This is a genomic window from Caballeronia hypogeia, assembly GCF_001544875.2.
Lineage (GTDB): Bacteria > Pseudomonadota > Gammaproteobacteria > Burkholderiales > Burkholderiaceae > Caballeronia > Caballeronia hypogeia.
Genome location: NZ_FCOA02000045.1, coordinates 24,042 through 50,710, shown reverse-complemented (window position 1 = coordinate 50,710; position 26,669 = coordinate 24,042). Strand labels below are relative to the sequence as shown.

Annotated in this window: 26 protein-coding genes; 17 read left to right on the top strand and 9 right to left on the bottom strand. The window is 63.7% G+C overall.

The genetic code is table 11. The features are described from left to right. Positions 1 to 108: 108 nt before the first annotated feature. A complete protein-coding gene (locus AWB79_RS35305; protein WP_061172100.1) occupies positions 109 to 885 on the bottom strand; it encodes an enoyl-CoA hydratase in 777 nt (258 codons plus the stop codon). 135 nt (positions 886 to 1,020) lie between these two features. Here AWB79_RS35305 and paaN point away from each other — a divergent pair, with 135 nt between their 5' ends. From paaN to paaK, 4 genes are all read left to right on the top strand, one after another. After that, positions 1,021 to 2,730: a phenylacetic acid degradation protein PaaN gene (paaN, locus tag AWB79_RS35300; protein WP_061172099.1), complete on the top strand. Its 1,710-nt coding sequence runs from the start codon at positions 1,021 to 1,023 to the stop codon at positions 2,728 to 2,730. 158 nt (positions 2,731 to 2,888) lie between these two features. Further along, complete coding sequence (paaG, locus tag AWB79_RS35295; protein WP_061172098.1) at positions 2,889 to 3,680, top strand: 2-(1,2-epoxy-1,2-dihydrophenyl)acetyl-CoA isomerase PaaG; 792 nt, start codon at positions 2,889 to 2,891, stop codon at positions 3,678 to 3,680. Positions 3,681 to 3,744: 64 nt separating this feature from the next. After that, complete coding sequence (paaI, locus tag AWB79_RS35290) at positions 3,745 to 4,131, top strand: hydroxyphenylacetyl-CoA thioesterase PaaI (RefSeq protein ID WP_232471121.1); 387 nt, start codon at positions 3,745 to 3,747, stop codon at positions 4,129 to 4,131. A 69-nt stretch (positions 4,132 to 4,200) separates the two neighbouring features. Continuing rightward, positions 4,201 to 5,505 (top strand): phenylacetate--CoA ligase PaaK, encoded by a 1,305-nt coding sequence (paaK, locus tag AWB79_RS35285; protein ID WP_061172096.1) that lies wholly within the window; start codon positions 4,201 to 4,203, stop codon positions 5,503 to 5,505. A 61-nt stretch (positions 5,506 to 5,566) separates the two neighbouring features. On the opposite strand, the gene mltA is transcribed toward paaK, so the two are convergent. Further along, positions 5,567 to 6,730 carry an MltA domain-containing protein gene (gene mltA / locus AWB79_RS35280; protein ID WP_061172095.1) on the bottom strand — a complete coding sequence of 388 codons (1,164 nt, stop codon included), beginning with the start codon at positions 6,728 to 6,730 and terminating at the stop codon, positions 5,567 to 5,569. Between mltA and AWB79_RS41185 the strand changes: the two genes are divergently transcribed. Further along, positions 6,729 to 6,878 carry a hypothetical protein gene (locus AWB79_RS41185; RefSeq protein WP_510183485.1) on the top strand — a complete coding sequence of 50 codons (150 nt, stop codon included), beginning with the start codon at positions 6,729 to 6,731 and terminating at the stop codon, positions 6,876 to 6,878. The two genes, mltA and AWB79_RS41185, sit on opposite strands and share 2 nt — an antisense overlap. 28 nt (positions 6,879 to 6,906) lie before the next feature. On the opposite strand, the gene apaG is transcribed toward AWB79_RS41185, so the two are convergent. Further along, positions 6,907 to 7,281 carry a Co2+/Mg2+ efflux facilitator ApaG/CorD gene (gene apaG, locus AWB79_RS35275; RefSeq protein ID WP_061172094.1) on the bottom strand — a complete coding sequence of 125 codons (375 nt, stop codon included), beginning with the start codon at positions 7,279 to 7,281 and terminating at the stop codon, positions 6,907 to 6,909. A 221-nt stretch (positions 7,282 to 7,502) separates the two neighbouring features. Here apaG and rpe point away from each other — a divergent pair, with 221 nt between their 5' ends. The 8 genes from rpe to AWB79_RS35235 all read left to right on the top strand — a co-directional run bounded on the left by rpe (position 7,503) and on the right by AWB79_RS35235 (position 14,667). Beyond that, positions 7,503 to 8,198 (top strand): ribulose-phosphate 3-epimerase, encoded by a 696-nt coding sequence (gene rpe, locus AWB79_RS35270; protein WP_061172093.1) that lies wholly within the window; start codon positions 7,503 to 7,505, stop codon positions 8,196 to 8,198. Beyond that, positions 8,195 to 8,935: a phosphoglycolate phosphatase gene (locus tag AWB79_RS35265; RefSeq protein WP_061172092.1), complete on the top strand. Its 741-nt coding sequence runs from the start codon at positions 8,195 to 8,197 to the stop codon at positions 8,933 to 8,935. Before rpe ends, AWB79_RS35265 begins: the two co-directional genes overlap by 4 nt. A gap of 365 nt (positions 8,936 to 9,300) precedes the next feature. After that, positions 9,301 to 10,797 (top strand): anthranilate synthase component I, encoded by a 1,497-nt coding sequence (gene trpE, locus AWB79_RS35260; RefSeq protein WP_061172102.1) that lies wholly within the window; start codon positions 9,301 to 9,303, stop codon positions 10,795 to 10,797. 12 nt (positions 10,798 to 10,809) lie between these two features. Then, entirely contained in the window at positions 10,810 to 11,394 is a 585-nt protein-coding gene (locus AWB79_RS35255) for an aminodeoxychorismate/anthranilate synthase component II (protein ID WP_061172091.1), read from the top strand. 3 nt (positions 11,395 to 11,397) lie between these two features. Next, complete coding sequence (gene trpD / locus AWB79_RS35250; RefSeq protein WP_061172090.1) at positions 11,398 to 12,432, top strand: anthranilate phosphoribosyltransferase; 1,035 nt, start codon at positions 11,398 to 11,400, stop codon at positions 12,430 to 12,432. A gap of 12 nt (positions 12,433 to 12,444) precedes the next feature. Further along, on the top strand, positions 12,445 to 13,230 hold the full coding sequence (gene trpC, locus AWB79_RS35245) for an indole-3-glycerol phosphate synthase TrpC (protein ID WP_061172089.1): 786 nt from the start codon (positions 12,445 to 12,447) through the stop codon (positions 13,228 to 13,230). Positions 13,231 to 13,249: 19 nt separating this feature from the next. Next, positions 13,250 to 13,891 carry a CYTH domain-containing protein gene (locus AWB79_RS35240; protein WP_061172088.1) on the top strand — a complete coding sequence of 214 codons (642 nt, stop codon included), beginning with the start codon at positions 13,250 to 13,252 and terminating at the stop codon, positions 13,889 to 13,891. Continuing rightward, positions 13,888 to 14,667: a uracil-DNA glycosylase gene (locus AWB79_RS35235; RefSeq protein ID WP_061172087.1), complete on the top strand. Its 780-nt coding sequence runs from the start codon at positions 13,888 to 13,890 to the stop codon at positions 14,665 to 14,667. Before AWB79_RS35240 ends, AWB79_RS35235 begins: the two co-directional genes overlap by 4 nt. A 56-nt stretch (positions 14,668 to 14,723) precedes the next feature. Here the strand turns inward: AWB79_RS35235 and AWB79_RS35230 are convergent, their stop codons facing one another. The 4 genes from AWB79_RS35230 to AWB79_RS35215 all read right to left on the bottom strand — a co-directional run bounded on the left by AWB79_RS35230 (position 14,724) and on the right by AWB79_RS35215 (position 19,354). Beyond that, positions 14,724 to 15,320: an FMN-dependent NADH-azoreductase gene (locus AWB79_RS35230; RefSeq protein WP_061172086.1), complete on the bottom strand. Its 597-nt coding sequence runs from the start codon at positions 15,318 to 15,320 to the stop codon at positions 14,724 to 14,726. A 143-nt stretch (positions 15,321 to 15,463) separates the two neighbouring features. Beyond that, positions 15,464 to 17,275 carry a M61 family metallopeptidase gene (locus AWB79_RS35225; protein ID WP_061172085.1) on the bottom strand — a complete coding sequence of 604 codons (1,812 nt, stop codon included), beginning with the start codon at positions 17,273 to 17,275 and terminating at the stop codon, positions 15,464 to 15,466. Positions 17,276 to 17,383: 108 nt separating this feature from the next. Continuing rightward, complete coding sequence (locus AWB79_RS35220) at positions 17,384 to 18,115, bottom strand: DsbC family protein (RefSeq protein WP_061172084.1); 732 nt, start codon at positions 18,113 to 18,115, stop codon at positions 17,384 to 17,386. A gap of 66 nt (positions 18,116 to 18,181) precedes the next feature. After that, positions 18,182 to 19,354 carry a UbiH/UbiF family hydroxylase gene (locus AWB79_RS35215; protein ID WP_061172083.1) on the bottom strand — a complete coding sequence of 391 codons (1,173 nt, stop codon included), beginning with the start codon at positions 19,352 to 19,354 and terminating at the stop codon, positions 18,182 to 18,184. Between the two features lie 200 nt (positions 19,355 to 19,554). On the opposite strand from AWB79_RS35215, the gene ychF reads away from it, so the two are divergent. From ychF to AWB79_RS35195, 4 genes are all read left to right on the top strand, one after another. After that, positions 19,555 to 20,649, top strand: coding sequence for a redox-regulated ATPase YchF (ychF, locus tag AWB79_RS35210; protein ID WP_061172082.1), 1,095 nt, complete (start codon positions 19,555 to 19,557; stop codon positions 20,647 to 20,649). Positions 20,650 to 20,792: 143 nt separating this feature from the next. Beyond that, complete coding sequence (locus AWB79_RS38660; protein WP_232471119.1) at positions 20,793 to 21,080, top strand: DUF3761 domain-containing protein; 288 nt, start codon at positions 20,793 to 20,795, stop codon at positions 21,078 to 21,080. Positions 21,081 to 21,231: 151 nt separating this feature from the next. Beyond that, positions 21,232 to 22,899, top strand: a complete 1,668-nt coding sequence (gene ettA / locus AWB79_RS35200) for an energy-dependent translational throttle protein EttA (RefSeq protein WP_061172080.1) — start codon at positions 21,232 to 21,234, stop codon at positions 22,897 to 22,899. Positions 22,900 to 23,059: 160 nt separating this feature from the next. Then, the gene (locus AWB79_RS35195) at positions 23,060 to 24,187 is read left to right on the top strand and encodes a DUF748 domain-containing protein (protein ID WP_061172079.1); all 1,128 of its coding nucleotides are present in this window, start codon (positions 23,060 to 23,062) and stop codon (positions 24,185 to 24,187) included. Here AWB79_RS35195 and AWB79_RS35190 read toward each other — a convergent pair whose 3' ends face one another. Both AWB79_RS35190 and AWB79_RS35185 read right to left on the bottom strand, forming a co-directional pair. Beyond that, entirely contained in the window at positions 24,188 to 24,811 is a 624-nt protein-coding gene (locus AWB79_RS35190) for an HAD family hydrolase (RefSeq protein WP_061172078.1), read from the bottom strand. It abuts the gene before it with no gap. A 16-nt stretch (positions 24,812 to 24,827) separates the two neighbouring features. Beyond that, positions 24,828 to 26,615, bottom strand: a complete 1,788-nt coding sequence (locus AWB79_RS35185) for an aminopeptidase P family protein (protein WP_374728589.1) — start codon at positions 26,613 to 26,615, stop codon at positions 24,828 to 24,830. Positions 26,616 to 26,669: the final 54 nt, after the last annotated feature.

Here is a 26,669-nt window from a genome sequence, read left to right as displayed (position 1 = left end):
ACTCCACCGATACCGCCTTTCCCGCTTCCTTCGCGCTTCGTCGAATCGCGAAGGAACGAAATTCTAGTGATTGAGATCGGGAAGCGCAAGCGCTTTCTCGAACAGTCTTCAGCTGTGCTTAAACACCGGCTTGCGCTTCTCGACGAACGCCGCCATTCCCTCTTTCTGGTCCTCAGTCGCGAACAGCGAATGGAACAGACGGCGCTCGAAATGAACCCCCTCCGCAAGCGTCGTCTCATAGGCGCGATTGACCGCTTCCTTCGCCATCATCACCGCGGGCAGCGAGAAGGCCGAAATGATCGTTGCCGCTTCGACCGTCTCGTCGAGCAATCGGTCCGCGGCGACCACGCGCGAAACCAGTCCGGCGCGCTCGGCCTCGTTCGCATCCATCATGCGGGCCGTCAGGCAGAGATCCATCGCCTTCGCTTTCGATACCGCGCGCGGCAAACGCTGCGTGCCACCCGCTCCTGGGATCACGCCCAGCTTGATCTCGGGCTGTCCGAATTTGGCCGTATCGGCGGCGATGACGATGTCACACATCATGGCCAGTTCGCAGCCCCCGCCGAGCGCGAAGCCAGCCACCGCAGCAATGATCGGCTTGCGGATCGAACGGATGGTTTCCCAGTTGCGCGTGATGTAGTCGCCCTTGTAGACGTCCATATACGAATAGCTGGCCATCATGCCGATGTCCGCACCCGCCGCGAACGCCTTCTCGCTGCCGGTCAGAACAATCGCGCCGATGTCTTCATCCGTGTCGAAGGCCTTCAGTGCGGCACCCAGTTCGTCCATCAGGGCGTCGTTCAGCGCGTTCAGCGCTTTGGGACGATTCAGCGTGATTAGTCCAACCCGTCCGCGCGTTTCGACCAGCAGATTCTCGTAAGCCATTCGCTCCTCCCTCCTATCCTCAGGTAAGCCCTAATGAAAAGACTTCGTCACAGCATCTCGATAATGCTACCATCACCAACCAACCGGTCGGTTAATTAATCGGCCTGGCATCTTTCACGTACTCTTCTCGCGACCATGACACATTCGCTATTCACGAAGCACGAAGCGACGCTCGACAAAGCGCTCGCAGCCATCGAAACGCGCGGCTACTGGAGCCCATTTGCCGAAATGCCGAGCCCCAAAGTGTACGGGGAAACGGCCAACGCCGATGGAGAAGCCGCGTTCAAGGCTCATCTCGGCAAGACTTTCGAACTAGGCCAACCGTCTACCGGCGAGACGGTCGGGAAGGAGCGCTCGCCGTTCGGCATCGCGCTCGATATTCGCTATCCGAAGGCCGATCCGGATGCGCTCATCCGCGCCGCCGCATCCGCGCAAGCCGGCTGGCGCGCAGCCGGCCCGAAGGCATGGGTCGGCGTGAGCCTCGAAATCCTGTCGCGTCTGAATCGCGCCAGCTTCGAAATTGGCTATAGCGTGATGCACACGACCGGCCAAGCCTTCATGATGGCTTTCCAGGCAGGCGGCCCGCACGCTCAGGACCGCGCGCTCGAAGCGGTCGTCTATGCATGGGATCAGTTGCGCCGCATTCCGTCGGAAGCGCACTGGGAAAAGCCCCAAGGCAAGAATCCGCCGCTCGCGATGCAAAAGCGCTTCGCCCTCGTCCCGCGCGGCACAGGACTCGTGCTCGGCTGCTGCACGTTCCCGACGTGGAACGGCTATCCGGGCATGTTCGCCGACCTCGCGACGGGCAACGCTGTCATCGTCAAGCCGCATCCTGGCGCGATCTTGCCGCTTGCGGTCACCGTGCGCATCGCGCGTGAAACGCTGCGTGAAGCGGGCTTCGATCCGAACGTCGTCACCCTGCTCGCCACCGAACCGAACGATGGCGCGCTCGTCCAGGATCTGGCCGTGCGTCCCGAGATCAAGCTGATCGACTTCACTGGCAGCACTCAGAACGGCAACTGGCTCGAGCGCAACGCGCATCAGGCGCAGGTGTACACCGAGAAGGCCGGCGTCAACCAGATCGTCATTGATTCCGTGGACGACATGAAGGCAGCCGCGCGCAACATCGCCTTCTCGCTTGCCCTCTACTCCGGCCAGATGTGCACGGCGCCGCAGAACATCTACGTGCCGCGCGACGGCATCCGCACCGCCGAAGGCCAGTTGAGCTTCGATGAGGTTGCGAAAGCGCTCGCGGGCGCCGTCGAGAAGCTGACTTCCGACCCGGCTCGCGCGGTTGAACTCACGGGCGCGATCCAGAACGAAGGCGTCGTGGAACGCGTGGCCGAAGCGCGCAAGCTCGGCAATGTCCTGCTCGAGAGCCAGTCTCTCGTGCACCCGACGTTTGCCGATGCGCGCGTGCACACGCCGCTCATGCTCAAGCTCGATGCGCGCACGGACGAAGCCAAATTCACCAAGGAATGGTTCGGTCCGATCTCGTTCATCGTCGCCACCGACTCTACCGCGCAATCGCTCGAACTCGCCGGCACGATCGCGAACGAGCATGGAGCGCTGACCTTCGCCGTCTACAGCACCGACGACAAGGTGATAGACGCCGCGCACGAGGCGGCCATTCGCGGCGGCGTCGCGCTCTCGATCAACCTCACCGGCGGCGTGTTCGTCAATCAAACCGCAGCGTTCTCCGACTTCCACGGCACGGGCGCGAACCCGGCGGCCAACGCGGCGCTTTCCGATGCCGCTTTCGTCGCGAACCGTTTCCGCGTGGTTCAGAGCCGGGTCCATGTTGCGCCGAAAGCCGCGCCCGCGGAAGCTGGCCAGACGGCATAAGCCAAATCACACGGAAGCGTACAGGCCGAAATGCCGTGCAAACGGCCTACTCCATTCGACCGAATGGAAAGCAGCGTGCGGCGCGGATAGTATCGGAATGTAAGAAGACAGGTCGGCCGCGACCGCCGCAGACGGGTTTCGGCGAAAGAGGAGAGGCAATGGCAGAGAAGTCCGTGTTGTTCTACATCGACGGCGAAACGCGCGTCGCTACGTTGACGCTCAATCGTCCCGACAAGCTGAACAGCTTTACGCGCGAAATGCATCGCGAACTGGGCGAAGCGCTCACTGAAATCGAGGCTAGCCACGCGCGCGCGCTCGTCATTACGGGCGCGGGCCGCGGCTTCTGCGCGGGCCAGGATCTCGCCGATCTCGATTTCACCCCCGGTTCGATGTCCGATCTCGGCGATCTCATCGACGCGCACTTCAATCCGCTGGTGCGCCGGCTTCAGGAATTGCGGCTGCCGGTCATCGCTGCGGTGAATGGGACGGCCGCGGGGGCGGGGGCGAATCTCGCGATGGCGTGTGACCTCGTCGTCGCGGCGCGGTCGGCGAGCTTCATTCAGGCGTTCGTGAAGATCGGCCTCGTGCCCGACTCGGGCGGAACCTGGCTCCTGCCGCGACGTGTCGGCGAAGCACGCGCACTCGGCCTCGCGCTGACCGGCGAGAAGCTCAGCGCGGAGAAGGCGGAAGCATGGGGCATCGTGTGGCGCGTCGTCGAAGACGGCGAGTTGCAGCAAGCCGCCGCGCAACTCGCCGCGCAACTGGCCCAGCAGCCGGCGCGCGCCGTGGTCGCGATCAAGCAGGCCATTCGTGCGAGCTCCAACAAGACCTTCGATCAGCAACTCGACCTCGAACGCGACCTGCAGCGCGAGCTGGGCGCATCGCCTGACTATATAGAGGGCGTCGCCGCGTTCAAGGAAAAGCGCGCGCCGCGTTTCGAAGGCCTGTGAACATCGAACCATTCTGGAGACACCTGTGACGCCTCAAGAACTCGCGGAAGCCACCGCGAAGGCCATGTACGAATCGGACGCGTGCTCGCGCGCGCTCGGCATCGAGGTCATCGAAGTGCGGCCGGGCTACGCGCGGCTGCAAATGGACGTGCGGCCCGATTTCCTGAACGGTCACGCGATCTGCCACGGCGGGCTGATGTTTACGCTCGCGGACTCCGCGTTTGCCTTTGCGTGCAATTCGTACAACATCAGCACGGTCGCGGCGGGCTGCTCGATCGAATTCTTGCGCCCCGTGCGCGGTGGCGACCGCCTGACCGCCGAGGCGGTCGAGCAGGCGTTGAGCGGGCGCACCGGCATCTACGATATCCGCGTGACGAATCGAGAAGGCGAGCCAGTCGCGATGTTCCGTGGCAAGTCGGCTCAGATCAAAGGCACCGTGATTCCCGTCTGACGGGATTCGTATTCGAGACGGACGCGGCACCGAAAAGCCGCGCCGCGCATTTGCATCAAGGAGACAGCAATGACCACACCGCTGCCGCTCGAGCCGATCGAGAAGGCGAGCCGCGATGAACTCGCCGCGCTGCAGCTCGAGCGCCTCAAATGGACGCTCGCACACGCCTACGAGAACTCCCCGGTCTACCGGCGCAAGTTCGACGAAGCCGGCGTTCATCCGGATGACGTCACGTCGCTGGCCGATCTTGCGCGCTTTCCGTTCACGACCAAGAAGGACCTGCGCGACAACTATCCTTTCGGCATGTTCGCCGTGCCGCAGGAACGCGTGTCGCGCATCCACGCGTCGTCGGGCACGACAGGCAAGCCTACGGTCGTCGGCTACACGGCGCAGGATCTCGACAACTGGGCGAATCTCGTTGCGCGCTCGATCCGCGCGGCGGGCGCGCGGCGCGGCGACAAGGTTCACGTGAGCTACGGCTACGGGCTTTTCACCGGCGGCCTCGGCGCGCACTATGGCGCGGAGCGCGCCGGACTCACGGTCATTCCGTTCGGCGGGGGCCAGACCGAGAAGCAGGTGCAGCTGATCCAGGATTTCCGGCCCGACATCATCATGGTCACGCCGAGCTACATGCTGTCGATCGCGGACGAACTGGAACGCCAGGGCATCGATCCCGCGAGCTGCTCGTTGCGCATCGGCATCTTCGGCGCGGAGCCGTGGACCAATGACATGCGCCGCGCAATCGAAACACGCATGGGCATCGACGCGGTGGATATCTACGGGCTCTCCGAAGTAATGGGACCGGGCGTGGCGTCGGAGTGCGCCGAGACGAAGGACGGCCCGACAATCTGGGAAGATCACTTCTATCCCGAAATCATCGATCCCGAAACGGGCGAAGTACTGCCCGACGGCGAATTCGGCGAACTCGTCTTCACCTCGCTCACGAAGGAAGCGCTGCCGATCATTCGCTATCGCACTCGCGATCTGACGCGCCTTTTGCCCGGCACGGCCCGCACCATGCGCCGCATGGAAAAGATCACGGGGCGCTCTGACGACATGATGATCGTGCGCGGCGTCAACGTGTTCCCGACGCAGATCGAAGAATTGCTGCTCAAGCGTCCGGTGCTCGCGCCGCACTATCAGATCGTGCTGACCAAGGAGGGCCCCCTCGATGTCCTCACGCTGAACGTCGAACCTTGCCCGGAATCAGCGCCCGATGCGACCGCGCTCGAAAGCGCGAAAACCGCGCTTGCATACGACATCAAGGCGCTGATCGGCGTGAGCGCCATCGTGAACGTGCTCGCGGTGAACGGCATCGAGCGTTCGGTCGGCAAGGCGCGGCGCGTGATCGACCGGCGCAACATGACGTCGTGACGCGAAAAAAAGCTCGCGGACCACATCGGCCGCGAGCTTTTTTCTGCGTGAAACGCGAAGTTCAGGAGTTGGGAAGCAACAGCCACATCCGGCCGCCCTGCTTCATGCGGCCGGCGAGATCGCCCGCATCGTCGCCGAGTCCCCAGAAGTAGTCGGCGCGCACGCCGCCCTTGATAGCCGAACCGGTGTCCTGCGCGAAAACGAGGCGGTTCATCGGCCGATTGCTGAGCGGGCGCGTCGTCTGGAGGAACACGGGCGTACCGAGCGGGATCGCCGAAGGATCGACCGCGATCGACCGTTCGGGCGTCAGCGGCACGCCCAGCGCGCCCACCGGACCGTCGCCCAGGCTCGAGGCTGTCGTGTCGCTTGCCGGCATCTCGCGGAAGAACACGAAGCGCGGATTCACGTCGAGCAAGGCATCGACGCGCGCGGGGTTCGCCTTCGCCCATGCTTTGATGCCTTGCATCGTCGCCTGCGCCGGCGTCAGTTCACCGCGATCGAGCAATTCCTTACCGATTGACCGGTACGGCTGGTTGTTCGTCCCGCCGAAGCCGACGCGCATCACGCTGCCGTCCTCCATGGTGACGCGACCCGAGCCCTGCACTTGCAGGAAGAACGCCTCGATCGGATCGTCCACCCATACGAGTTCGTTGCCGTTCAAGACGCCCGAACGTTCGAGCTGAGCGCGCGCCGGCAGCGCCGAGCCCGGCTTGTAGCGATACGGCCAGCGATACAGCGCGTACTGATAAGGCCCGTGGCGTGTGCGCGAGCCGCGCAATAGCGGCTCGTAGTAGCCGGTCACGAGGCCGTCGAGCGTGCCGTCGGTATTGGCGAGCTGAAAAGGTGTGAAATAGGTCTCGAAGAAACTGCGCGCCGCCGACATGTCGAGGTCGTCGAGCTGCAGCGCCGCCGCGCACGCCCTCTGCCAGTTGCTTTGCCGCGCGAGCCGGTTGCAGTTCTGACGCAACGCGGCCGTCGCGCCAATCAGGGAGTCATCCTGCCAGCCCGGCACCTGCTGCCAGCTCACCGCGGTCAGCCGCGACGCCGCACGCTGTCCGGTGATGATAGGCGTGCCGCCGGCCGTGGACGGGCCCGGCTTCACATAATTACCGCCTCCGCACGAGGCGAGCAGGACAGCGGTAGCAATCGATGCGGCCCAGGCCGCTGCTCGTGCGGCAGGCCGCGCGAAACGCATACAATGCTCGTTCTTGATGGGAACCGCCATGTCTGATCTGTTCGACGAATATCCAATGCTTATTTTTGCGCTCGAGTCGGTCTTGGCGCTCGCCTTGCTGATTTTCATCGTCGTATGGACGGCATCGGGCAAGAAGAAAAACCAGAACCGCTCGAACGATCCGGCGAAACGCCGCTGACTCACGCCGCGCCCGCCGCTTTTCCCGCTCAGTGGAGCGTGCGCGGCATATGCAATGCGAATTCCGCTACGGGTGCCTCGAAGCGCTCGCCGTCTTCGGCCACGCAGAAATATTCGCCGCGCATCGTGCCGACCGGCGTCGCGATCACCGCCCAGCTCGTGTATTCGAACTGCTCGCCCGGAGGCAACAGCGGCTGATGCCCGACCACGCCCAGCCCCTTCACTTCCTGCACGTGGTTGTTGCTGTCGGTGATGATCCAGTGCCGTGAAATCAGCTGGGCCGCAACCTGGCCGGTATTGCGAATCGTCAGCGTGTAGGCAAATGCATATTGGCGGCTGTCCGGGTCCGACTGGTCCGGCAAATACCGCGTCTCGACGGAAACGCTGAATTCGTACTGGCTCATCGTAGTTCCAATTCCAGTTCAATCGGCCGCCGTGATGCCGGACGAGGGCGCGCGGGCGCGCCGCTATTGGTCTGGCATTCTGCTTGATGAGCGCCGCGCCCGCAACACGATTGGTGTCCCGGCGCCACATCCGCGCGCCGTACGCTGGTCATTCGGACGAGGGGACTCGAAGGAAAACGCGGGTTAAAATCACCGCTTTAGGCCGCTACCCACATACGTCCATGGCGCAATTCCACATCGCTCCCAGCATCCTGTCCGCCGACTTCGCCCGACTCGGCGAGGAAGTCCGCAACGTCGTCGCCGCCGGCGCCGACTGGATCCACTTCGACGTCATGGACAATCACTTCGTCCCGAATCTCACGATCGGCCCGATGGTGTGCGAAGCCATCCGTCCGCATGTGGACGTGCCCATCGACGTGCATCTGATGGTCGAGCCGGTCGACCGCATCGTGCCCGATTTCGCGAAGGCCGGCGCCAACGTGATCAGCTTTCACCCGGAAGGTTCGGTGCATATCGACCGCACGCTCTCGCTGATCCGCGATCACGGCTGCAAGGCGGGCCTCGTGTTCAATCCCGCGACGCCGCTCAACTACCTCGACTACGTGATGGACAAGCTCGATCTCGTGCTCATCATGTCGGTCAATCCCGGTTTCGGCGGCCAGTCGTTCATTCCCGAGGCACTCGTCAAGCTGCGTGAAGCGCGCAAGCGCATCGACGCATACCGCGAGCGGACGGGCCGCTCGATCCATCTGGAAATCGACGGCGGCGTGAAGGTCGACAACATCGCTGAAATCGCGGCAGCCGGCGCCGACACCTTCGTCGCGGGCTCGGCCATTTTCGGCAAGCCCGACTACAAGCAGGTGATCGACGCGATGCGCGCGGAACTGGCCAAGACCGAAGCGGGAGCAAAACAATGAGTGAAATCGCGGCGGCGCAGACGCCCTTCGTGAACCGCCCGATTCGCGCGGCGATCATCGACCTCGACGGCACCATGGTCGACACCGCGGATGACTTCGTCGCCGCGCTGAACGCCATGCTCGAGCGCATCGGCCTGCAGCAGCCGGTCACGCGCGACGAAGTCACGGACTATGTGGGCAAGGGCTCGGAGAATCTGATCCGCAGCGTGCTGGCCGTGCGCCTGCCGCACTCGCAGGCGGCCGCGCAATTCGACGACGCCATCGCGATCTATCAAAGCGAATACGCGAAGGTCAACGGCAAGCATTCGGCGCTGTTCCCCGAGGTGAAGGAAGGCCTGGAGGCGATGCGCGAGCTCGGCATCGCGCTCGCGTGCGTGACCAACAAGCCGCATCGCTTCGCGGTCGAGTTGCTTTCGCACTTCGGCATCGTGGATTTCTTCAAGGTGATTCTTGGCGGCGATTCGCTGCCCGCGAAGAAGCCCGATCCGTTGCCGATGCTCACGGCTTGCGAACGCCTCGACGTGCTGCCGCGCGAAACCGTGGCGGTCGGCGATTCGGAAAACGACGCGCTCGCGGGCCGCGCGGCCGGCCTCGCGACCTTGACCGTACCGTACGGTTACAACCATGGGAAACCTGTACAGTCCGTGAAATCCGATGGTATAGTTTCCTCGCTGCGCACCGCAGCATCCGCGATTGCCGCCACTTTGGCGCCGCCGGACACCACACTGACTGAATAAGTCCAACCATTCATGTTTCTCAACAGAAAACGGAGTCTGAGCAGCATCGACCGGGGAGCCTGGCCCTGGCGTCGCTGGTCGCGCTAACCTCGCCCGAGGTGCGCTGAAGCCATCCGCGTGATCGCGCTTCAGCATCCGTTTTTTGTTTCGCTGCGCATTCCTGCGCCGTTTCCGTTGAATCGCCGTACACCGAGCTTCGCCCGCGCACTCGTCGCGTAGTGCCGTGCGAATCGTCCGCACCGCTTTCGTGATTCGAAGCGGCCGGGCCGCCGTATGCGATCATCACGAGATTCGACCGACCGCAGCGCCCTGCACTCCCGATGCCGCGCCACCTTCGACAGCGCGCGTCGCTCAAGGATCGCAACATGACCGAACTCGAATTCCAATCGCTGGCGAATGAAGGCTACAACCGCATTCCGCTGATCGCCGAAGCGCTGGCCGACCTCGAAACGCCGCTCTCGCTCTACCTGAAGCTCGCGCAATCCGAGCGCAACGGCGCAAACTCGTTCCTGCTGGAGTCCGTCGTGGGCGGCGAGCGCTTCGGGCGCTATTCGTTCATCGGGCTGCCGGCGCGCACGATCGTTTCGGTGCAGAACGGCAAAACGCAAGTCGTGACCGACGGCAACGTCATCGAAACGGACGACGGCGATCCGCTCGCGTTCATCGAGAACTTCCAGAAGCGCTTCAAGGTCGCGACGCGCCCGGGCTTGCCACGGTTCTGCGGCGGTCTCGCCGGTTACTTCGGCTATGACGCAGTGCGCTACATCGAGAAGAAACTCGCCGATACCGCGCCGCCCGACGATCTGAACCTTCCCGACATTCAGTTGCTGCTGACCGAAGAAGTCGCAGTCATAGACAATCTGGCGGGCAAGCTCTATCTGATCGTCTACGCCGACCCGACGAAGCCGGAAGCGTATGCCAAGGCTAAGCACCGGCTGCGTGAGTTGCGCGCGCGCCTGCGTGTGACGGTGCAGCCGCCGGTGACGTCCTCGAGCGTGCGCACCGAAACATTCCGCGAGTTCAAGAAAGACGACTATCTGAACGCGGTGCGCAAGGCCAAGGAATACATCGCGGCGGGCGAGCTGATGCAGGTTCAGGTCGGCCAGCGTCTCATCAAGCCGTTCCGCGACAATCCGCTTTCGCTGTATCGCGCGCTGCGTTCGCTGAATCCGTCGCCTTACATGTACTACTACAACTTCGGCGGCGAGGTGCATGTGGTGGGCGCGTCGCCGGAAATTCTGGTACGTCAGGAAAAGCGCGCGGAAGATCGCATCGTGACCATCCGTCCGCTCGCCGGCACGCGTCCGCGCGGCAACACGCCCGAACGCGACGCCGAACTGGGCACCGAACTGCTCAACGATCCGAAGGAAATCGCCGAACACGTGATGCTGATCGACCTCGCGCGCAACGACGTTGGACGCATCGCGCAAACAGGCTCGGTCGCCGTGACGGACAAGATGATCATCGAGAAGTATTCGCACGTGCAGCACATCGTGAGTTCGGTCGAAGGCAAGCTGAAGGAAGACATGAACAACTTCGACGTGCTGCGCGCCACCTTCCCCGCCGGCACGCTCTCGGGCGCGCCGAAGGTTCGCGCGATGGAGCTCATCGACGAACTCGAGCCGGTCAAGCGGGGCCTGTACGGCGGCGCGGTCGGTTATCTCTCGTTCAGCGGCGAAATGGATCTGGCCATCGCGATCCGCACCGGCCTGATCCACAAAGGCAATCTCTATGTTCAGGCGGCAGCGGGCGTCGTCGCCGATTCCGTGCCCGAGTCGGAATGGCAGGAAACGGAGAACAAGGCGCGCGCCGTGTTGCGCGCGGCCGAGCAAGTGCAAGACGGCCTCGACAGCGACTTCTGAGGAGACAAGACCATGCTGCTGATGATCGACAACTACGATTCCTTCACCTACAACCTGGTCCAGTACTTCGGCGAACTCGGCTGCGACGTGCGCACGTATCGCAACGACGAAATCACGCTCGACGAAATCGCGAAGCTCGCTCCAGAACGCATTTGCCTCTCGCCGGGACCGAGCAATCCGCAACACGCGGGTATCACGCTCGACGTACTGCGCGAATTCTCCGGCAAGCTGCCGATTCTCGGCGTGTGTCTCGGCCATCAGGCGATCGGCGAAGCGTTCGGCGGCCGTGTCGTTCGCGCACAGACGATCATGCACGGGAAGGTGAGCCAGATCGAGACAGACTGTAAAGGCGTGTTCGCCGATCTGCCGAAACACTTCAACGTGACGCGCTATCACTCGCTGGCCATCGAGCGCGAGTCTTTGCCCGACTGTCTGGAAGTGTCCGCGTGGACGCCGGACGGCGAGATCATGGGCGTGCGCCACAAGGAACTCGAAGTGGAAGGCGTGCAGTTCCATCCGGAATCGATTCTTTCCGAGCATGGCCACGCGCTGCTCGAAAACTTCATCAAGAACTCATCGACCGGCAAGCGGGCTTAAACCATGACCATCACCGCACAGGAAGCGCTGCAACGCACGATCGAGCATCGCGAGATCTTCCACGACGAAATGCTGCATCTGATGCGTCAGATCATGCGCGGCGAGATGTCGCCCGTCATGGCCGCCGCGATCATCACCGGCTTGCGCGTAAAGAAGGAAACCATCGGCGAGATCGCGGCGGCCGCAACCGTCATGCGCGAGTTCGCGAATCACGTCGAGGTGGAAGACAACTCGAATTTCGTCGATATCGTCGGCACCGGCGGCGACGGCTCGCATACCTTCAACATTTCCACCGCGTCGATGTTCGTGTCGGCGGCAGCGGGCGCGAAGGTGGCGAAGCACGGCAATCGCGGCGTATCGAGCAAGTCGGGCAGCGCGGACGTGCTCGAAGCGCTCGGCGTGAACATCGATCTGACGCCGGAACAAGTGGCCGCGTCGATTGCCGAAACCGGCATGGGCTTCATGTTCGCGCCGAATCATCATCCGGCGATGAAGAACATCGCGCCCGTGCGGCGCGAACTCGGCGTGCGCACCATCTTCAATATTCTCGGGCCGCTGACGAATCCGGCCGGCGCGCCGAATCAGCTTCAAGGCGTGTTCCACGAAGACCTCGTCGGCATTCAGGTGCGCGTGATGCAGCGTCTCGGCGCGAAGCACGTGCTCGTCGTGTACGGAAAGGACGGCATGGACGAAGTCTCGCTCGGCGCGGCAACGAAGGTCGGCGAACTGAAGAACGGCGAAGTGACCGAGTACGAGATTCATCCCGAGGACTTCGGCCTGCAAATGATGTCGAACCGAACGCTTAAGGTGCAGGACGCGCAGGAGTCGAAGGCCATGCTGCTCGGCGCGCTGAACAACAAGGCGGGCGTTGCGCGCGAGATCGTCACATTGAATGCCGGCACCGCGCTTTATGCTGCGAATGTCGTCGACACGATCGAAGCCGGCATGGCCGCCGCGCGCGAGGCGATCGAAAGCGGCGCGGCCCGCGAGAAGATCGAGACCCTGGTCAAATTCACGCAGCAGTTCGCGAAGAAATAACGGAAGCCCAACATGAGTGACATTCTGGATCGCATCATCGCGGTCAAGCGCGAGGAAGTCCGCGCGGCCGAACAGAGCGCGCCGCTCGAAGAGCTGAAGCTCGAAGCGAGCACGCGCGATTTGCGCGATTTCGTCGGAGCGTTGCGCGCGAAGCATGCGGCGAATCAGGCCGCCGTGATCGCCGAAGTGAAGAAGGCGAGTCCGTCGAAAGGCGTGCTGCGCGAGAACTTCGTGCCCGCCGAGATCGCGCGTTCGTACGAAAAAGGCGGCGCGGCCTGCCTCTCCGTGCTCACCGACGTGCAGTTCTTCAAGGGCAGCGTCGCGTATCTTCAGGAAGCGCGCGGCGCGTGCAGCCTGCCGGTGCTGCGCAAGGACTTCATCGTCGATCCGTATCAGATCATGGAAGCGCGCGCGATGGGCGCCGACTGCATCCTGCTGATCGCCGCCGCGCTCGAGCTCTCGCAGATGCAGGATCTCGAAGCGTACGCGCATTCGCTCGGGCTCGCGGTGCTGGTCGAAGTGCACGACGCCGACGAACTGCGCGATTCGCTCACGCTGAAGACGCCGCTCATCGGCATCAACAATCGCAATCTGCGCACGTTCGAAACGACCATCGACACGACCATCGGCATGCTGGAACAGGTGCCGGACGATCGCATCGTGGTGACGGAATCGGGCATCCTGTCGCGCGTCGATGTCGACCGGCTGCGCGCGATGCGCGTGCATACCTTCCTCGTCGGCGAAGCGTTCATGCGCGCCGACGATCCCGGCGCAGAGCTCGCGCGGATGTTCTTCTGATTGCACCCACAGGACTCGCATGGGAATCGAACGAGAACTGAAGCTCGCGCTCGCGCCGTCGCAACACGACGACGTCGCGCGCTTCTTCGACCAACGCACGGGACCGGGCAAGCCGATCACGCTCACCAACGTCTATTTCGACACGTCCGACAATGCGCTCGCCAAAGCGAAATCGGCGCTGCGCCTGCGCCGCACGCCGGAGCAATGGCTGCAGACGTACAAGACGCTAGGCAAGACGGTCGCGGGATTGAGCGAACGGCACGAATGGGAATTGCCGGTCGCGGGCGAAGCGCTCGAAATCGATGCCCTGCTCGACACCTGCGACGACTCGAAAGCGCGCAGCGCGCTGGAACGCGCCGCGCCGCAACTCGTCGCGCTATTCAAGACCGATTTCCGACGTATCACGTGGGACATCGAGCGCGAAGGCTCGCAGATCGAAGTCGCGCTGGATCTCGGCGAAATCACGGCCGAAGTCGATGGCAAGACGCATCGCGCCGACATCAGCGAACTCGAACTGGAGTTGAAGTCGGGTGAAGCAAGCGCGCTGTCGATGCTCGCCGCCGAACTGCGCGGCGCGTTTCCCGAACTCGATCCCGAAGACCTGAGCAAGGCGGAGCGCGGCTATCGTCTGCGCGACCAGTGCGGCGGCAACGAAAGATGACGCGCCAATCGTCTCTTTTCACCGAGCCGGAAAGCGCGCCCGCAACGGCGTTCACGACGCTCGAAAGCCAGTTCGAGGCGTTGCCCGCTGACTGGCGCCATCATCTGAAGCAGTTCATCGACAGCAAGCACTACGCGGCGCTGTGCGAATTCGTCGATGCCGAGCGCGCCGCCGGCAAAACCGTCTATCCCGCCGATGTTTTCCGCGCGCTTCGACTCACGAGCCCGGGCGACGTGAAAGTGGTGATTCTCGGCCAGGACCCCTATCACGGTGAGGACAAGGGCGCGCCGCAGGCGCACGGTCTCGCGTTCTCGGTGCCGGCGCCGGTGCGTCCGCCGCCGTCGCTGCGCAATATCTTCAAGGAAATCCACGCGAGCCTCGGCTTTCCCGCGCCCGCGCACGGCTGTCTCGATTCCTGGGCGAAGCAAGGCGTTTTGCTGCTCAACACGTCGCTGACGGTCGAGCGCGACAAAGCCGGCAGCCACGCCAAACGTGGCTGGGAGCAATGCACCGACACGCTGATTCACGAGATGGCGCAGCGTCACGACGGACTGGTGTTCATACTGTGGGGCGCACACGCTCAGGCGAAGCGCGGGCTGATCGAAGGCACGGCCAAGGCGCATTGCGTGCTGGAGTCGGCACATCCTTCGCCGTTGTCGGCGTATCGCGGATTCTTCGGCTGCGGGCATTTCGTGCTCGCCAACGACTATCTGACGAAGCACGGACGCGAGCCGATCGACTGGCGCTTGCCCGCCGAGCCGGAACTGCTTGCATAAAAAAACCCGCCGCGGTCCGAGACCCGGCGGGTTTTTCTTTTACAGCGGAAGAAAACTTACACCGCTGCAATCGCCTCGCGTGCCGATGCCAGCGCTGCGCCGGCCGCATCCGGGCCCATGTTCAGGCCTTCGGCGTAGATGAAGTTCACGTCGGTCATGCCGAGGAAGGCGAGGAACGTCTTGAGGTACGGCGTCTGCGAATCGTTCGGCGTGCCTGCGTACTTGCCGCCACGCGCCGAAACCACGAACACCTTCTTGCCCTTCACGAGACCTTCCGGACCCGTCGCCGTGTACTTGAACGTGATGCCGGCACGCGCGATCCAGTCGAAATACGTCTTCAGTTGCGACGAGATGCCGAAGTTGTACAACGGCGCCGCGATCACGACGATATCGGCTGCTTGCAGTTCGGCGATCAGCGCTTCGCTCTTCGCGTTGATGGCAGCTTGTTCCGCGCTGCGCTGGTCGGCGGGCGTGAAGAACGCGCCGAGCGTGGCGTCGTCGAGGTGCGGCAGCGCGTCGCCCAGCAGATTGCGCACGACTACGTTCGCGCCCGGGTTGCTTTGTTGCAGTTTCGCGGTCAGTTCGTCGGCGAGCAGCGTCGATTGAGCGCCTTGCGAACGGGCTGCGGAGTTGATTTGAAGAATCGTCGTCATGATGGCTTCCTGTCTCTATGAGGTTTCGGGCGCCCCAGGCGTCCGGCTTAGGAAGCATTGTTCGTTTTTCCGCCGACGAGAAAAAGCCGGTTGGTCGTGACGGATCGTTGCATGGGTGGAACAATCCGCCGCGACCGCCCGCATCAGCCTTTCAGCCAGCGCTCACGCCATTGTTTCGACGGGCCGCGTCCGTCGATGGCCGTCAGCAGATAGCGCGACACTTCCGGGCCATCGAGCTTCACTTCCGCGCGCCGCAGTTCGTCCCGGCGAAACGCGTGCACTTCGATCTTCGCGCCCGGCAGATAACGCGACAGCAGCGCATCGAGATTCGATCCCGTGACGCGCAGGCCGTCGATCGCGACGAGCACGTCGCCCGCCGACAAACCCGCCTTTTGCGCCGCGCTGCCCTCGTGGACGACCGCGAGCGTGCAATCCGCGCCGCCGCGCGCGCGCGCGCCGAGCGACGGTTTGACCGCGCCGCCGTTGCCCGGCAGATCCGGCGCGAGCGCGATGCCGAATGGTTCGAACAGCGCGTCGAGCGGCAGATCGCGCGTGCCGCGCACGCCATCGCGGAACAATGCTCGCAGGTCCGCGCCGGTCGCTTCGGCGAACAGCGCCTCGACGTCCTCTTCCAGCAGGCCGCGCGGCTTGCCGTTGTAGAAGTCGCGGCCGTAGCGCTGCCACAGAAGGCGCATCACGTCGTCGAGCGACTTGCGGTTGGCGGATTGCGCGCGGATCGACAGATCGAACGCCAGCGCGACGAGCGAACCCTTCTGGTAGTAGCTGACGATTGCGTTCGGCGCGTTTTCGTCGGCGCGGTAGTACTTCACCCAGGCGTCGAACGAACTTTGCGCGACGGATTGCTTGAGACGCCCCGCACCACGCAACACGCCGCCGATGGTCTTGCCGAGCAGGCTGAAGTAATCGCCCGCGCCGATGAGGCCGGAGCGCAGCAGCATCAGGTCGTCGTAATACGACGTGAAGCCCTCGAAGAGCCACAGGAGCGTCGTGTAATTCTCCTGCGACAGATCGTACGGCGCGAACGCGGCCGGCTTGATGCGCTTCACGTTCCACGTATGGAAGTATTCGTGGCTGCACAGGCCGAGATACGTGCGATAGCCGTCGGTCATTTCCGGACGGCCCTGCACCGGAAGATCGGTGCGATTGCAGATCAGCGCCGTCGATGCGCGATGCTCGAGACCGCCGTAGCCATCGCTGACGGCGACGGTCATGAACACATACCGATCCACCGGCGCCTTCTTCGTGCGCGGCTCGAACAGCGCGATCTGCGCTTCGCAGACGCGCTTCAGATCCGCCGCGAGCCGGTTCATGTCCAGATTGACGACGCGCCCCGAAATCACGATGTCGTGCTTCACGCCGTGCGCCGTGAAGGAACCGAGCGCGAACTCGCCGAGCGTGACGGGATGATCGGCCAGTTCGTCGTAGTTCGCCGCTTCATATGCGCCGAAGCCGAAGCGCTTGGTGCCGCGCGCTTCGGAGAGCGCCGTGGCCACGCGCCAGTTACGATACGCGCCGCCCTGCGGCGGCTGGATGTCGACGATGCACGGCGCACCCGACTGCCCTTCCACCGCGAGGAACGTGCTCGTCGCGTTGAAGAAGCCGACCGTGTCGTCCAGATGCGCGGCGCGCACCGACATGTCCCAGGCGTAGACCTCGTAGCGCAGCGTGATCGGGCCGTCGACGGGCGCGGCCTGCCACGCGTGCTTGTCGATCTTCTCGATGCCGACCTTGCGCCCCGCCGCATTGAACGCCTGCAACGTGACGATGTTGCGCGCGAACTCACGGATCATGTAGCTGCCCGGAATCCAGACCGGCAGCATGAAACGCTGGCCGGCGGGATCGGGCTCGGCCACGGTCAGCGTCACTTCGAAGAGATGCGCGGCGGGGTTCTTCGGAACGATGCTGTAACGCACCGGTTGCGTGGATGGAGTCATCGCGTTGTCCCTTTTTCTTGTTCTGACTTCGCTGGCCATGAAGCCCAAAACGAAGCCCAAAAACAGAGGAGGCGCATGACGCGCCTCCTTTCCTCAGTCGATTCGCGCTCAGTGCGCGGCGGACAGCTCTTTTTCCAGACGATCGGCGGGCACGGCGCCCGGCAGACGGCGGCCGTCTGCCAGGAACACGGTCGGCGTGCCGGTGACGTTCATCGTGCGGCCGAGTTTCAGATTCTTGTCGATGGCGGTCGTGTCGCAATTGGCGGCCGTCATCGGCACCTTGCGGTCGAGCATCCAGCCTTCCCACGACATCGCGCGGTCCTTCGAGCACCAGATCGACTTCGACTTGGCCGTCGAATCCGGCGAGAGCACCGGATACAGGAAGGTGTAGACCGTCACGTTGTCGATGGACTTGAGCGTCGATTCGAGCTGCTTGCAGTACGGGCAGTTCGGATCGGAGAACACGGCGATCTTGCGGCTGCCGTTGCCCTTCACGACCTTCACCGCGTTCTCGAACGGCAGCTTCGCGAAGTCGATCTTGTTGGTTTCGGAAAGCCGCGCTTCGGTGAGGTTCTTGCTGCTGCGCGTATCGACGAGATCGCCGAGCAGCACGTAATTGCCGGTCGCGTCGCTATAGATGATCTGCGAGCCGAGATTCACCTCGTAGAGGCCGGGAATCGGCGTCTTTTCGATGCTCTTGATGCTCGCGTCGCCCATGCGCGATTCGAGCGTCGATTTGATCTTGTCGGTGGCCTGGTCGGCCTGTGCCGAACAGCCGATGCCGAGCGTCACGGCGAGCGCCGCGGCCGTCGCGAGGGCGATGCGAAGAGTGGTTTTCATGCGGTTTCCTGTGAGTCGCGTGAGCGTAGCGCGAGCGTCGCGCCGATGGAATATCAATAGACTGTTTCAGCCAAGCGCGGCGGACACCAGCCAGCGCTTGATCAGCGGCTGCGCTCCAACGAACGCCATGCCGGTGTTGCGAACCGCGCGCGCGAGCGTGCCCGGCACCGCGAAAAGCCGCTGCAGGCCGTCGGTCGCGAGCATGAGCTTGTGGATGTCTTCGCGGCGCGCGCGTTCGTAACGGCGCAGAAGGATCGGATCGCCCAGATCGCGGAACGACTCCTTGTTCGCGATGACATCCGCGAGCGCGGCCACGTCGCGCAGGCCGAGGTTCATGCCCTGGCCCGCGAGCGGGTGAATCAGATGCGCGGCATCGCCGACGAGCGCCACGCGCGGCGCGATCAGCCGGTCGACCGTTTGCAGGCCTAGCGGAAAGCCTTGCGCGGGCGTCACGCAATCGAGCGCGCCGAGCTGGTTTTGCGTCGCTTGCTCGACTTGCGCTGCGAGCTGAGCCGGATCGAGCGCGAGCAGTTCGTCGGCGTGTTCGGTGCGCGCCGACCAGACGAGCGACACGTGATCGCCCGGCAGCGGCAGAAGCGCGATGATTTCGGTATCGCGGAACCACTGATACGCGGTTTCGCCGTGCGGCCGCTCGGCCTTGAAATTGGCGACGACGCCCGTTTGCCGGTAATCGCGCCGGTTCATCTTCGCGCCCATTTGCGCGCGCACCCACGAATGCGCGCCGTCCGCGCCGACGATGAGATCGGTTTCCAGCATTTCGCCGCTTTCGAGCGCGACGTGCGCGGCATCGGTTTCGACGGTCATGCCCTGCGCGCGCGATTCGAACCACGAAAGACTCGGCTGAAAGCGCAGCGCGGCATCGAGTGATTGCTCGATCAGCGACGATTCCACGATCCACGCGAGTTGCGACACCGATGCCTGGAACGCCGAAAAGTGCAGCTCCGCGTGGGCGTCGCCGAACACGCGCATGTCGAACACCGGTCCGAGACGCGCGCGATCGAGCGCCTGCCAGACGCGCAGGCGTTCGAGCAGGGTCTGCGGACTCGACGACAGCGCGTAGATGCGCGAATCGAACGCGGCGCCCGGCGGCAGCGCGGCGGCACGCGACGCGATCAGCGCCGTGCGCAGCCCGGATTGCGCGAGCGCGAGCGCCGCCGTCTTGCCGACGAGCCCGCCGCCGACGACGACAGCGTGAAATTTGAGGGGTTGCGAAGTCATGCGGGCATTATAGCCGCGGGGTTCCAACGGGTTTGGCGGCGGCGGGCGGCGCTTGTGGGCGTCGGCGCGGCGGTACAATAGCGGTTTGCCTGGCCGCCGGACGCGGCCGCCGCATGGCGCCACGTTTTTGCCGGCCCATTGCGCACCATTTTTGACGAAACCTGCGCGGCCCGCGCCGTCTCACCAGTTCGAAGGATCCCATGAGCCTCCAATGCGGCATCGTCGGCTTGCCTAATGTCGGCAAGTCCACTCTTTTCAATGCACTGACCAAGGCGGGCATCGCCGCCGAGAACTATCCGTTCTGCACGATCGAGCCGAACGTCGGCGTGGTCGAAGTGCCGGACGCGCGCCTCACCGCGCTCGCCGAAATCGTGAAGCCGGAGCGGATCCTGCCGGCGGTCGTCGAATTCGTGGATATCGCGGGTCTGGTCGCGGGTGCGTCGAAGGGTGAGGGCCTTGGCAACCAGTTCCTCGCGAACATCCGCGAGACGGACGCGATCACGCATGTCGTGCGCTGTTTCGAGGACGAGAACGTGATCCACGTCGCGGGCAAGATCGACCCGATCGCGGATATCGAAGTCATCAACACCGAACTCGCGCTCGCCGATCTGGCGACGGTGGAAAAGGCGTACACGCGCTATTCGAAGGCGGCAAAGTCGGGCAACGACAAGGAAGCGGCGAAGCTCGTCGCAGTGCTGGAGAAGGTGCGCGCGCAGCTGGATCAGGCGAAACCGGTACGCGGTCTGACGCTGACCGACGAAGAGCAGCTCACCATCAAGCCGTTGTGCCTGATCACGTCGAAGCCGACGATGTACGTCGCAAACGTGAAGGACGACGGCTTCGAGAACAATCCGTACCTGGACGCGGTGCGCAAGCATGCGGAAGCGGAGAACGCGCCGGTGGTCGCGGTGTGCGCGGCGATCGAAGCGGAAATCGCCGATCTGGACGATGCCGACAAGATCGAATTCCTCGCCGATATGGGAATGGACGAACCGGGCCTGAACCGCGTGATTCGCGCGGGATTCAAGCTGCTCGGATTGCAGACGTATTTCACGGCGGGCGTGAAGGAAGTGCGCGCGTGGACCATTCATATCGGCGATACGGCGCCTCAGGCGGCCGGCGCGATTCATACGGATTTCGAGCGCGGGTTCATCCGTGCGCAGACCATTTCGTTCGATGACTACATCGCTTATAAGGGCGAGCAAGGCGCGAAGGAAGCCGGGAAGATGCGAGCGGAAGGGAAGGAATATGTGGTGCATGACGGGGATGTGATGAACTTCTTGTTCAACGTATAAGCGTCAAGAACTGTCAAAGCAGTTGTCTGAAGAAGCGGAGTGACCTTTCATAGGCACTCCGCTTTTTTCATGCGCGGACCGAGGCCGCGCGGCGACGCGCAAAACAAAAACGAGCGACCAAGAAAATGAGAAGACATCTTCCGATGCGCACATTCGCCGTCGCTTCATTCTTCGCGGCGAGCCCGCTTTTGACTCCGGGCGCACATGCCTATCAAAACTATTCCTATCAACCCCGACCCGACGAATCCGACCTCGATTCTCACGGCCACTACACCAACCGAGACGGCAACTCCATCCACTCCCCCGCGCACTCCCGCTCCGGCGCGGTCCCTCAAGGCGCGACAGCCCGCCGCAGCGATGGCTCCTACAGCTTCAGTCAGCACCGCAGCGGCACGTGCTCGCGGCACGGCGGCGTCGCCAGCGGGCTCTGACAGAACGAATCGCGCGTCGCAGTACAATGCCGGTTGATCCCCACGCGTGCTCAGCGCCGTCGCGGGAAAGCGCGCGAAACCGCGCCACCGAACATCCTCGCGCGCCGAATCAGGCGCATCGCGTTCAAACATCCAATCAATCACGGACAACATGGCCCAATACGTCTTCACCATGAACCGCGTCGGCAAGATCGTTCCGCCGAAGCGTCAGATCCTGAAAGACATTTCCCTCTCGTTCTTCCCCGGCGCGAAGATCGGCCTGCTCGGTCTGAATGGCTCCGGCAAGTCGACGCTCATCCGCATCATGGCCGGCGTCGATAAGGACATCGAAGGCGAAGCGCAGCCGATGCCCAACCTGAACATCGGCTACTTGCCGCAGGAACCGCAGCTCGATCCGCAACAGACCGTGCGCCAGGCCGTCGAGGAAGGTCTCGGCGATGTCTTCCAGGCGCAGAAAAAGCTCGACGAAATCTACGCCGCCTACGCGGAACCCGACGCCGACTTCGACGCCCTCGCCGCCGAACAGGCGAAGTACGAAGCCATCCTCGCGACGAGTGACGGCGGCAGCCCCGAGCAGCAACTCGAAGTCGCCGCCGACGCGCTGCGCCTGCCCGCATGGGACGCAAAAATCGAACACTTGTCGGGCGGCGAAAAACGCCGCGTCGCGCTGTGCAAGCTTCTGCTGCAAAAGCCCGACATGCTGCTGCTCGACGAACCGACCAACCACCTCGACGCCGAATCCGTCGAATGGCTCGAACAGTTCCTGACGCGCTATCCGGGCACCGTCGTCGCGGTGACGCACGATCGCTACTTCCTCGACAACGCCGCCGAATGGATTCTCGAACTCGACCGCGGCCACGGCATTCCGTGGAAGGGCAACTATTCGAGCTGGCTCGACCAGAAGGAAGACCGCCTGAAGCAGGAAGAATCGAGTGAATCCGCGCGTCAGAAGGCGATCAAGAAAGAACTCGAATGGGTCCGCCAGAACCCGAAGGGACGTCAGGCGAAATCCAAGGCGCGTATCGCGCGTTTCGAGGAACTCAACAGCCAGGAATACCAGAAGCGCAACGAAACGCAGGAAATCTTCATTCCGGTCGGCGATCGTCTCGGCAATGAAGTCATCGAATTCAAGAACGTCAGCAAGTCGTATGGCGATCGTCTGCTCATTGACGACCTGAGCATGAAGATTCCGGCGGGCGCGATCGTCGGCATCATCGGGCCGAACGGCGCGGGTAAATCGACGCTGTTCCGCATGCTCACGGGCAAGGAACAGCCGGATTCGGGCGAAATCGTCAAGGGACCGACCGTCAAGCTCGCCTACGTCGATCAAAGCCGCGACGCGCTCGCCGCCGACAAAACCGTCTTCGAGGAAATCTCCGGCGGCGCCGATGTGCTCACCGTCGGCAAGTACGAAACGCCGTCGCGCGCGTATATCGGCCGCTTCAACTTCAAGGGCAGCGATCAGCAAAAGCTCGTCGGCAATCTGTCGGGCGGCGAGCGCGGACGTCTGCATCTGGCGAAGACGCTGATCGCGGGCGGCAACATGCTGCTGCTCGACGAACCGTCGAACGATCTCGACGTCGAAACGCTGCGCGCGCTCGAAGACGCGCTGCTCGAATTCGCCGGCTCGGTCATGGTGATTTCGCACGATCGCTGGTTCCTCGACCGCATCGCCACGCACATTCTCGCGTTCGAAGGCGATTCGCACGTCGAATTCTTCGATGGCAACTATCAGGAATACGAGGCCGACAAGCGCAAGCGCCTCGGCGAAGAAGCCGCGAAGCCCAAGCGTCTGCGCTACAAGCCGATCACGCGCTAAACGTCAGACCAGACGGCCGCCGCGCGCGCTCTTATGCGGGCGCGCGCACCGACATCAGGCACGAAAGTGGCGACTGTGTACGACGCAGTCGCCACTTCGTTTTTTGGGCGGCATTTCCAGCTTTCAACACGCAAAGCGCCCACACGGGAGAGACACGCAGATGGCGGGATCGGGCGGGCGGCGGGGAGCGCTATGGGCAATCGGAATCGTTGTGGCGCTCATCATCGTGGCGGGCGGCGGATGGCTGTTCGTCGTGCATCAAATGAAGGAGCGCATCATCGAGACGCTCGGGCCGAATGGCTCGGTCGAGGAAATCGATGTCGGCTTCGGACATGTGACGCTCTCGCGCGTGCGGATACGCGGCCCGAAGGACTGGCCCGCGAGCGACGCGATGCGCGCCGAGCGCATCGTGCTCGACGTCGACATGCACTCGCTCATCTCGAAGCCGATTCACCTGCGCAGCGTGAGCGTCGACAACTACTACTTGTCGTTCGTCCGTTCGGCCGATGGCCGCATGCGCATTCTCCCCGGCCTGAAGGAATCCGCGCGCGAAGCCGACGCCCGGCCCGACAGCCGCGAGCGCGAAAAGCACGCGCAGGAAGAAAAGCTCATCGATCGCGTATCGTTCGAACGCGGTTCGATGGAGTTCTATGACAGTTCAGTGCAGAACCCGCCGTATCGAGTGATGATCGGCGATGCGCGCGCCACTGTCGATCATCTTCATCTGCCCGCGCTCACCGAGCGCACCGATCTCTCAATGACAGGTTCGATCAAAGGTCCGTCGCACACGGGCAGCGTGACCTTTGGCGGCTGGATGGTCATCGCGACGAAAGATTCGCAGACGCGCGCCACCTTGCGCAACGTCGATGTGCAGTCGCTCGATCCTTATCTGCTGAAGAAAGCCGGCGCGAAGGCGGCGGTGACGGGCGGCACCATCGACATGAGCGTCGATGCCACCGTGAAGGATTACCGCATCCACGCGCCGGGCACGCTCACGCTGAATCATCTGCAGATCAGCGATTCCGGCAATCCGCTCGACACGTTCCTGTCGATTCCGACGAAGGCCGCGATCGCCGCGCTGAAGGACCGCAAGGAGCAGATCAAGCTCGATTTCGTGCTCGACGGCGATCTGCGCGATCCGAAGTTTTCACTCTCCGAAAGGCTCTCGAAGAAGCTCGCGGCGGGATTCGCGAAGGCGCTCGGCGTGAGCGCGGAAGGCGTCGCGCGCGGCGCGGGAGATACGGTGCGCGGAATCGGCAACGCGCTCAAGAATCTGCTGGGGCAGTGATCAGATCGGCAGATCGAGCGCGCGCAGCTTCGCCTCCGTTCCGATCGCGCCGGTGTGATGAACGCCGTGCCAGCCGAGCGCCGTCGCGGCTTGCGCATTCGCCAGGTTGTCGTCGATGAACACGAGTTCGTGCGGCTGGATGCCGGGCAACTGTTTCTCGATTTCCGCGCGCATCAGCGCGAAGATTTGCGGATCGGGCTTGACCAGTCCGACGCGCCCCGACACGACAATCTCGCGAAACTTGCGCAACACGTCGAAACGGTCCCACGCGTACGGAAACGTCTCCGCCGACCAGTTCGTCAGACCGAAGAGCGGCACGCCGGCCGCCTCCAGCCGGTCGACCAGCGCCACGCCCTCTTCCAGCACGCCCGCGACCATCTCGTGCCAGCGCTCGTAGAACGCGCGGATCAGCGCTTCGTGACCGGGATGCAGCGCGATCAGCTCGGCGGTGCCTTCCTTGATGGACTGCCCGCCTTCCTGCTGCACGACCCACTCCATCTTGCAGACGTTGTCGAGAAACCAGCGGCGCTCGGTGTCGTCCGGAATCAGATGCTTGTAGAGATACTCCCGGTTCCAGTCGATCAGCACGCCGCCGAAATCGAATACGACCGCCTTGATGGTCATTGTCCGTCGCTCCTCGTCAAATTGCCTTCGTCCGCTCTTCGAGCCACGCCAGCGCGGCGCCCGACACATGCGGCGACACGCGCGCGCGCACCGTCTCGTGATACGCGTTGAGCCATGCACGCTCGTCCTCGCGCAGCAACGCAAGGTCGATGCAGCGCGTATCGATCGGGCACAGCGTCAGCGTTTCGAACGAGAGGAAATCGCCGAACTCCGTCTTGCCAGCGGCCTGGTTCATCACGAGATTCTCGATGCGGATGCCCCACTTGCCCGGCCGATAGATACCCGGCTCGATCGACGTGATCATGCCCTCCTCCATGGCCGTCCATTGCTCGGCGGGCGCGTAGTGCGAGATGACCTGCGGCCCTTCGTGCACGTTCAGGAAGTAGCCGACGCCGTGCCCCGTGCCATGACCGTAATCCGCGCCCGCTTCCCAGATCGGCGCGCGCGCGATCGAATCGAGCATTGGCGAGCGGATGCCGCGCGGAAAGCGCGCCCGCGACAGCGCCATCGTGCCCTTCAGCACGACGGTGAAATCGCGCTTGTGCTCGGCCGTGATCTCACCGATCGGCACGACGCGCGTGATGTCGGTCGTGCCGCTCAGATACTGACCACCCGAATCGATCAGCAACAGGCCATTGCCTTCGATCACGGAATGCGACGCCTCGGTCGCACGGTAATGCGGCATCGCGCCGTTCGCATTGAAACCGGCGATGGTCGCGAAGCTCAGCGTGACGAAGCCCGGCCGGCGCGCGCGCGCCGCGGTCAGCTTCTCGTCGATGGTCAATTCCGTGATGCGCTCGCGCCCGAGCGCGCCCTCGAACCAAGCGAAGAATTCGGCGAGCGCCGCGCCGTCCTGCTCCATCGTCGCGCGGATATGCTCCGCTTCCGCCGCGGTCTTGCGCGACTTGGCGAACGTCGACGGATTCACCGCCTCGACGAGCTTCACCGTCGATGGCACCTTTTCGAGCAGGCCGTGCGTCAGGCGCCGCGGGTCGATCAACAGCGTCGATCCGCTTGGTAGCGACGCGAGCGCGGCGGACGCATTCGCGTACGGCGCGATGCGAACCCGATCGCGCGCCAGCGATTCGGCGAGCGCGGCCGGCACCTTGCCATCGGCGACGAAGAGCGTCGCGTCATCGAGACCGATCAGCGCGTGCGCGACGAAAACCGGGTTGTAGCTCACATCGCCGCCGCGCAGATTGAAGATCCACGCGAGATCGTCGAGTGTCGAGACGAAGTGCCATTGCGCGCCCTTTGCACGCATCGCCTCGCGCACCTGGGCGAGCTTCTCCGCGCGCGCGACGCTCGCGTGCGGCGCGGCGTGCTCGTAGACGGCCGCGTCGGGCAGACCCGGACGCGCCGGCCAGATGGCGTCGAGCACGTCGATATCCGTGCGCAGCACGATGCCGCGCGCGGTGAGCGCATCCGACAAGGCACGCGCCGCCGACACGCCGAGCACCGTGCCATCTACCGCGACGGCCGCGCCCGCCGGCACGTTTTCCGCGAGCCAGTCGATGTGCGGCGCGGTCTGCTGCCCGCCCATCATTTTCATGAGCACGACGCCGGTGCCCGCGAGTTGCGCGTCGGCCTGCGTCCAATAGCGGCTGTCGACCCAGACACCCGCGAAATCCGCCGTCACGACGAGCGTGCCGACCGAGCCGGTGAAACCCGACAGCCATTGGCGCCCTTGCCAGCGCTCCGGCAGATATTCGGAAAGATGCGGGTCCGCGGATGGAATGAGCACGGCGGCGAGCCCGTCGCGCGTCATCTGGCCGCGCAGCGACTCGATACGGCTCGCGAACATGGCGGGCTCGGGAATGGCGGAATCTGCGATGCGATCGTTCATGAAGTCACCTGG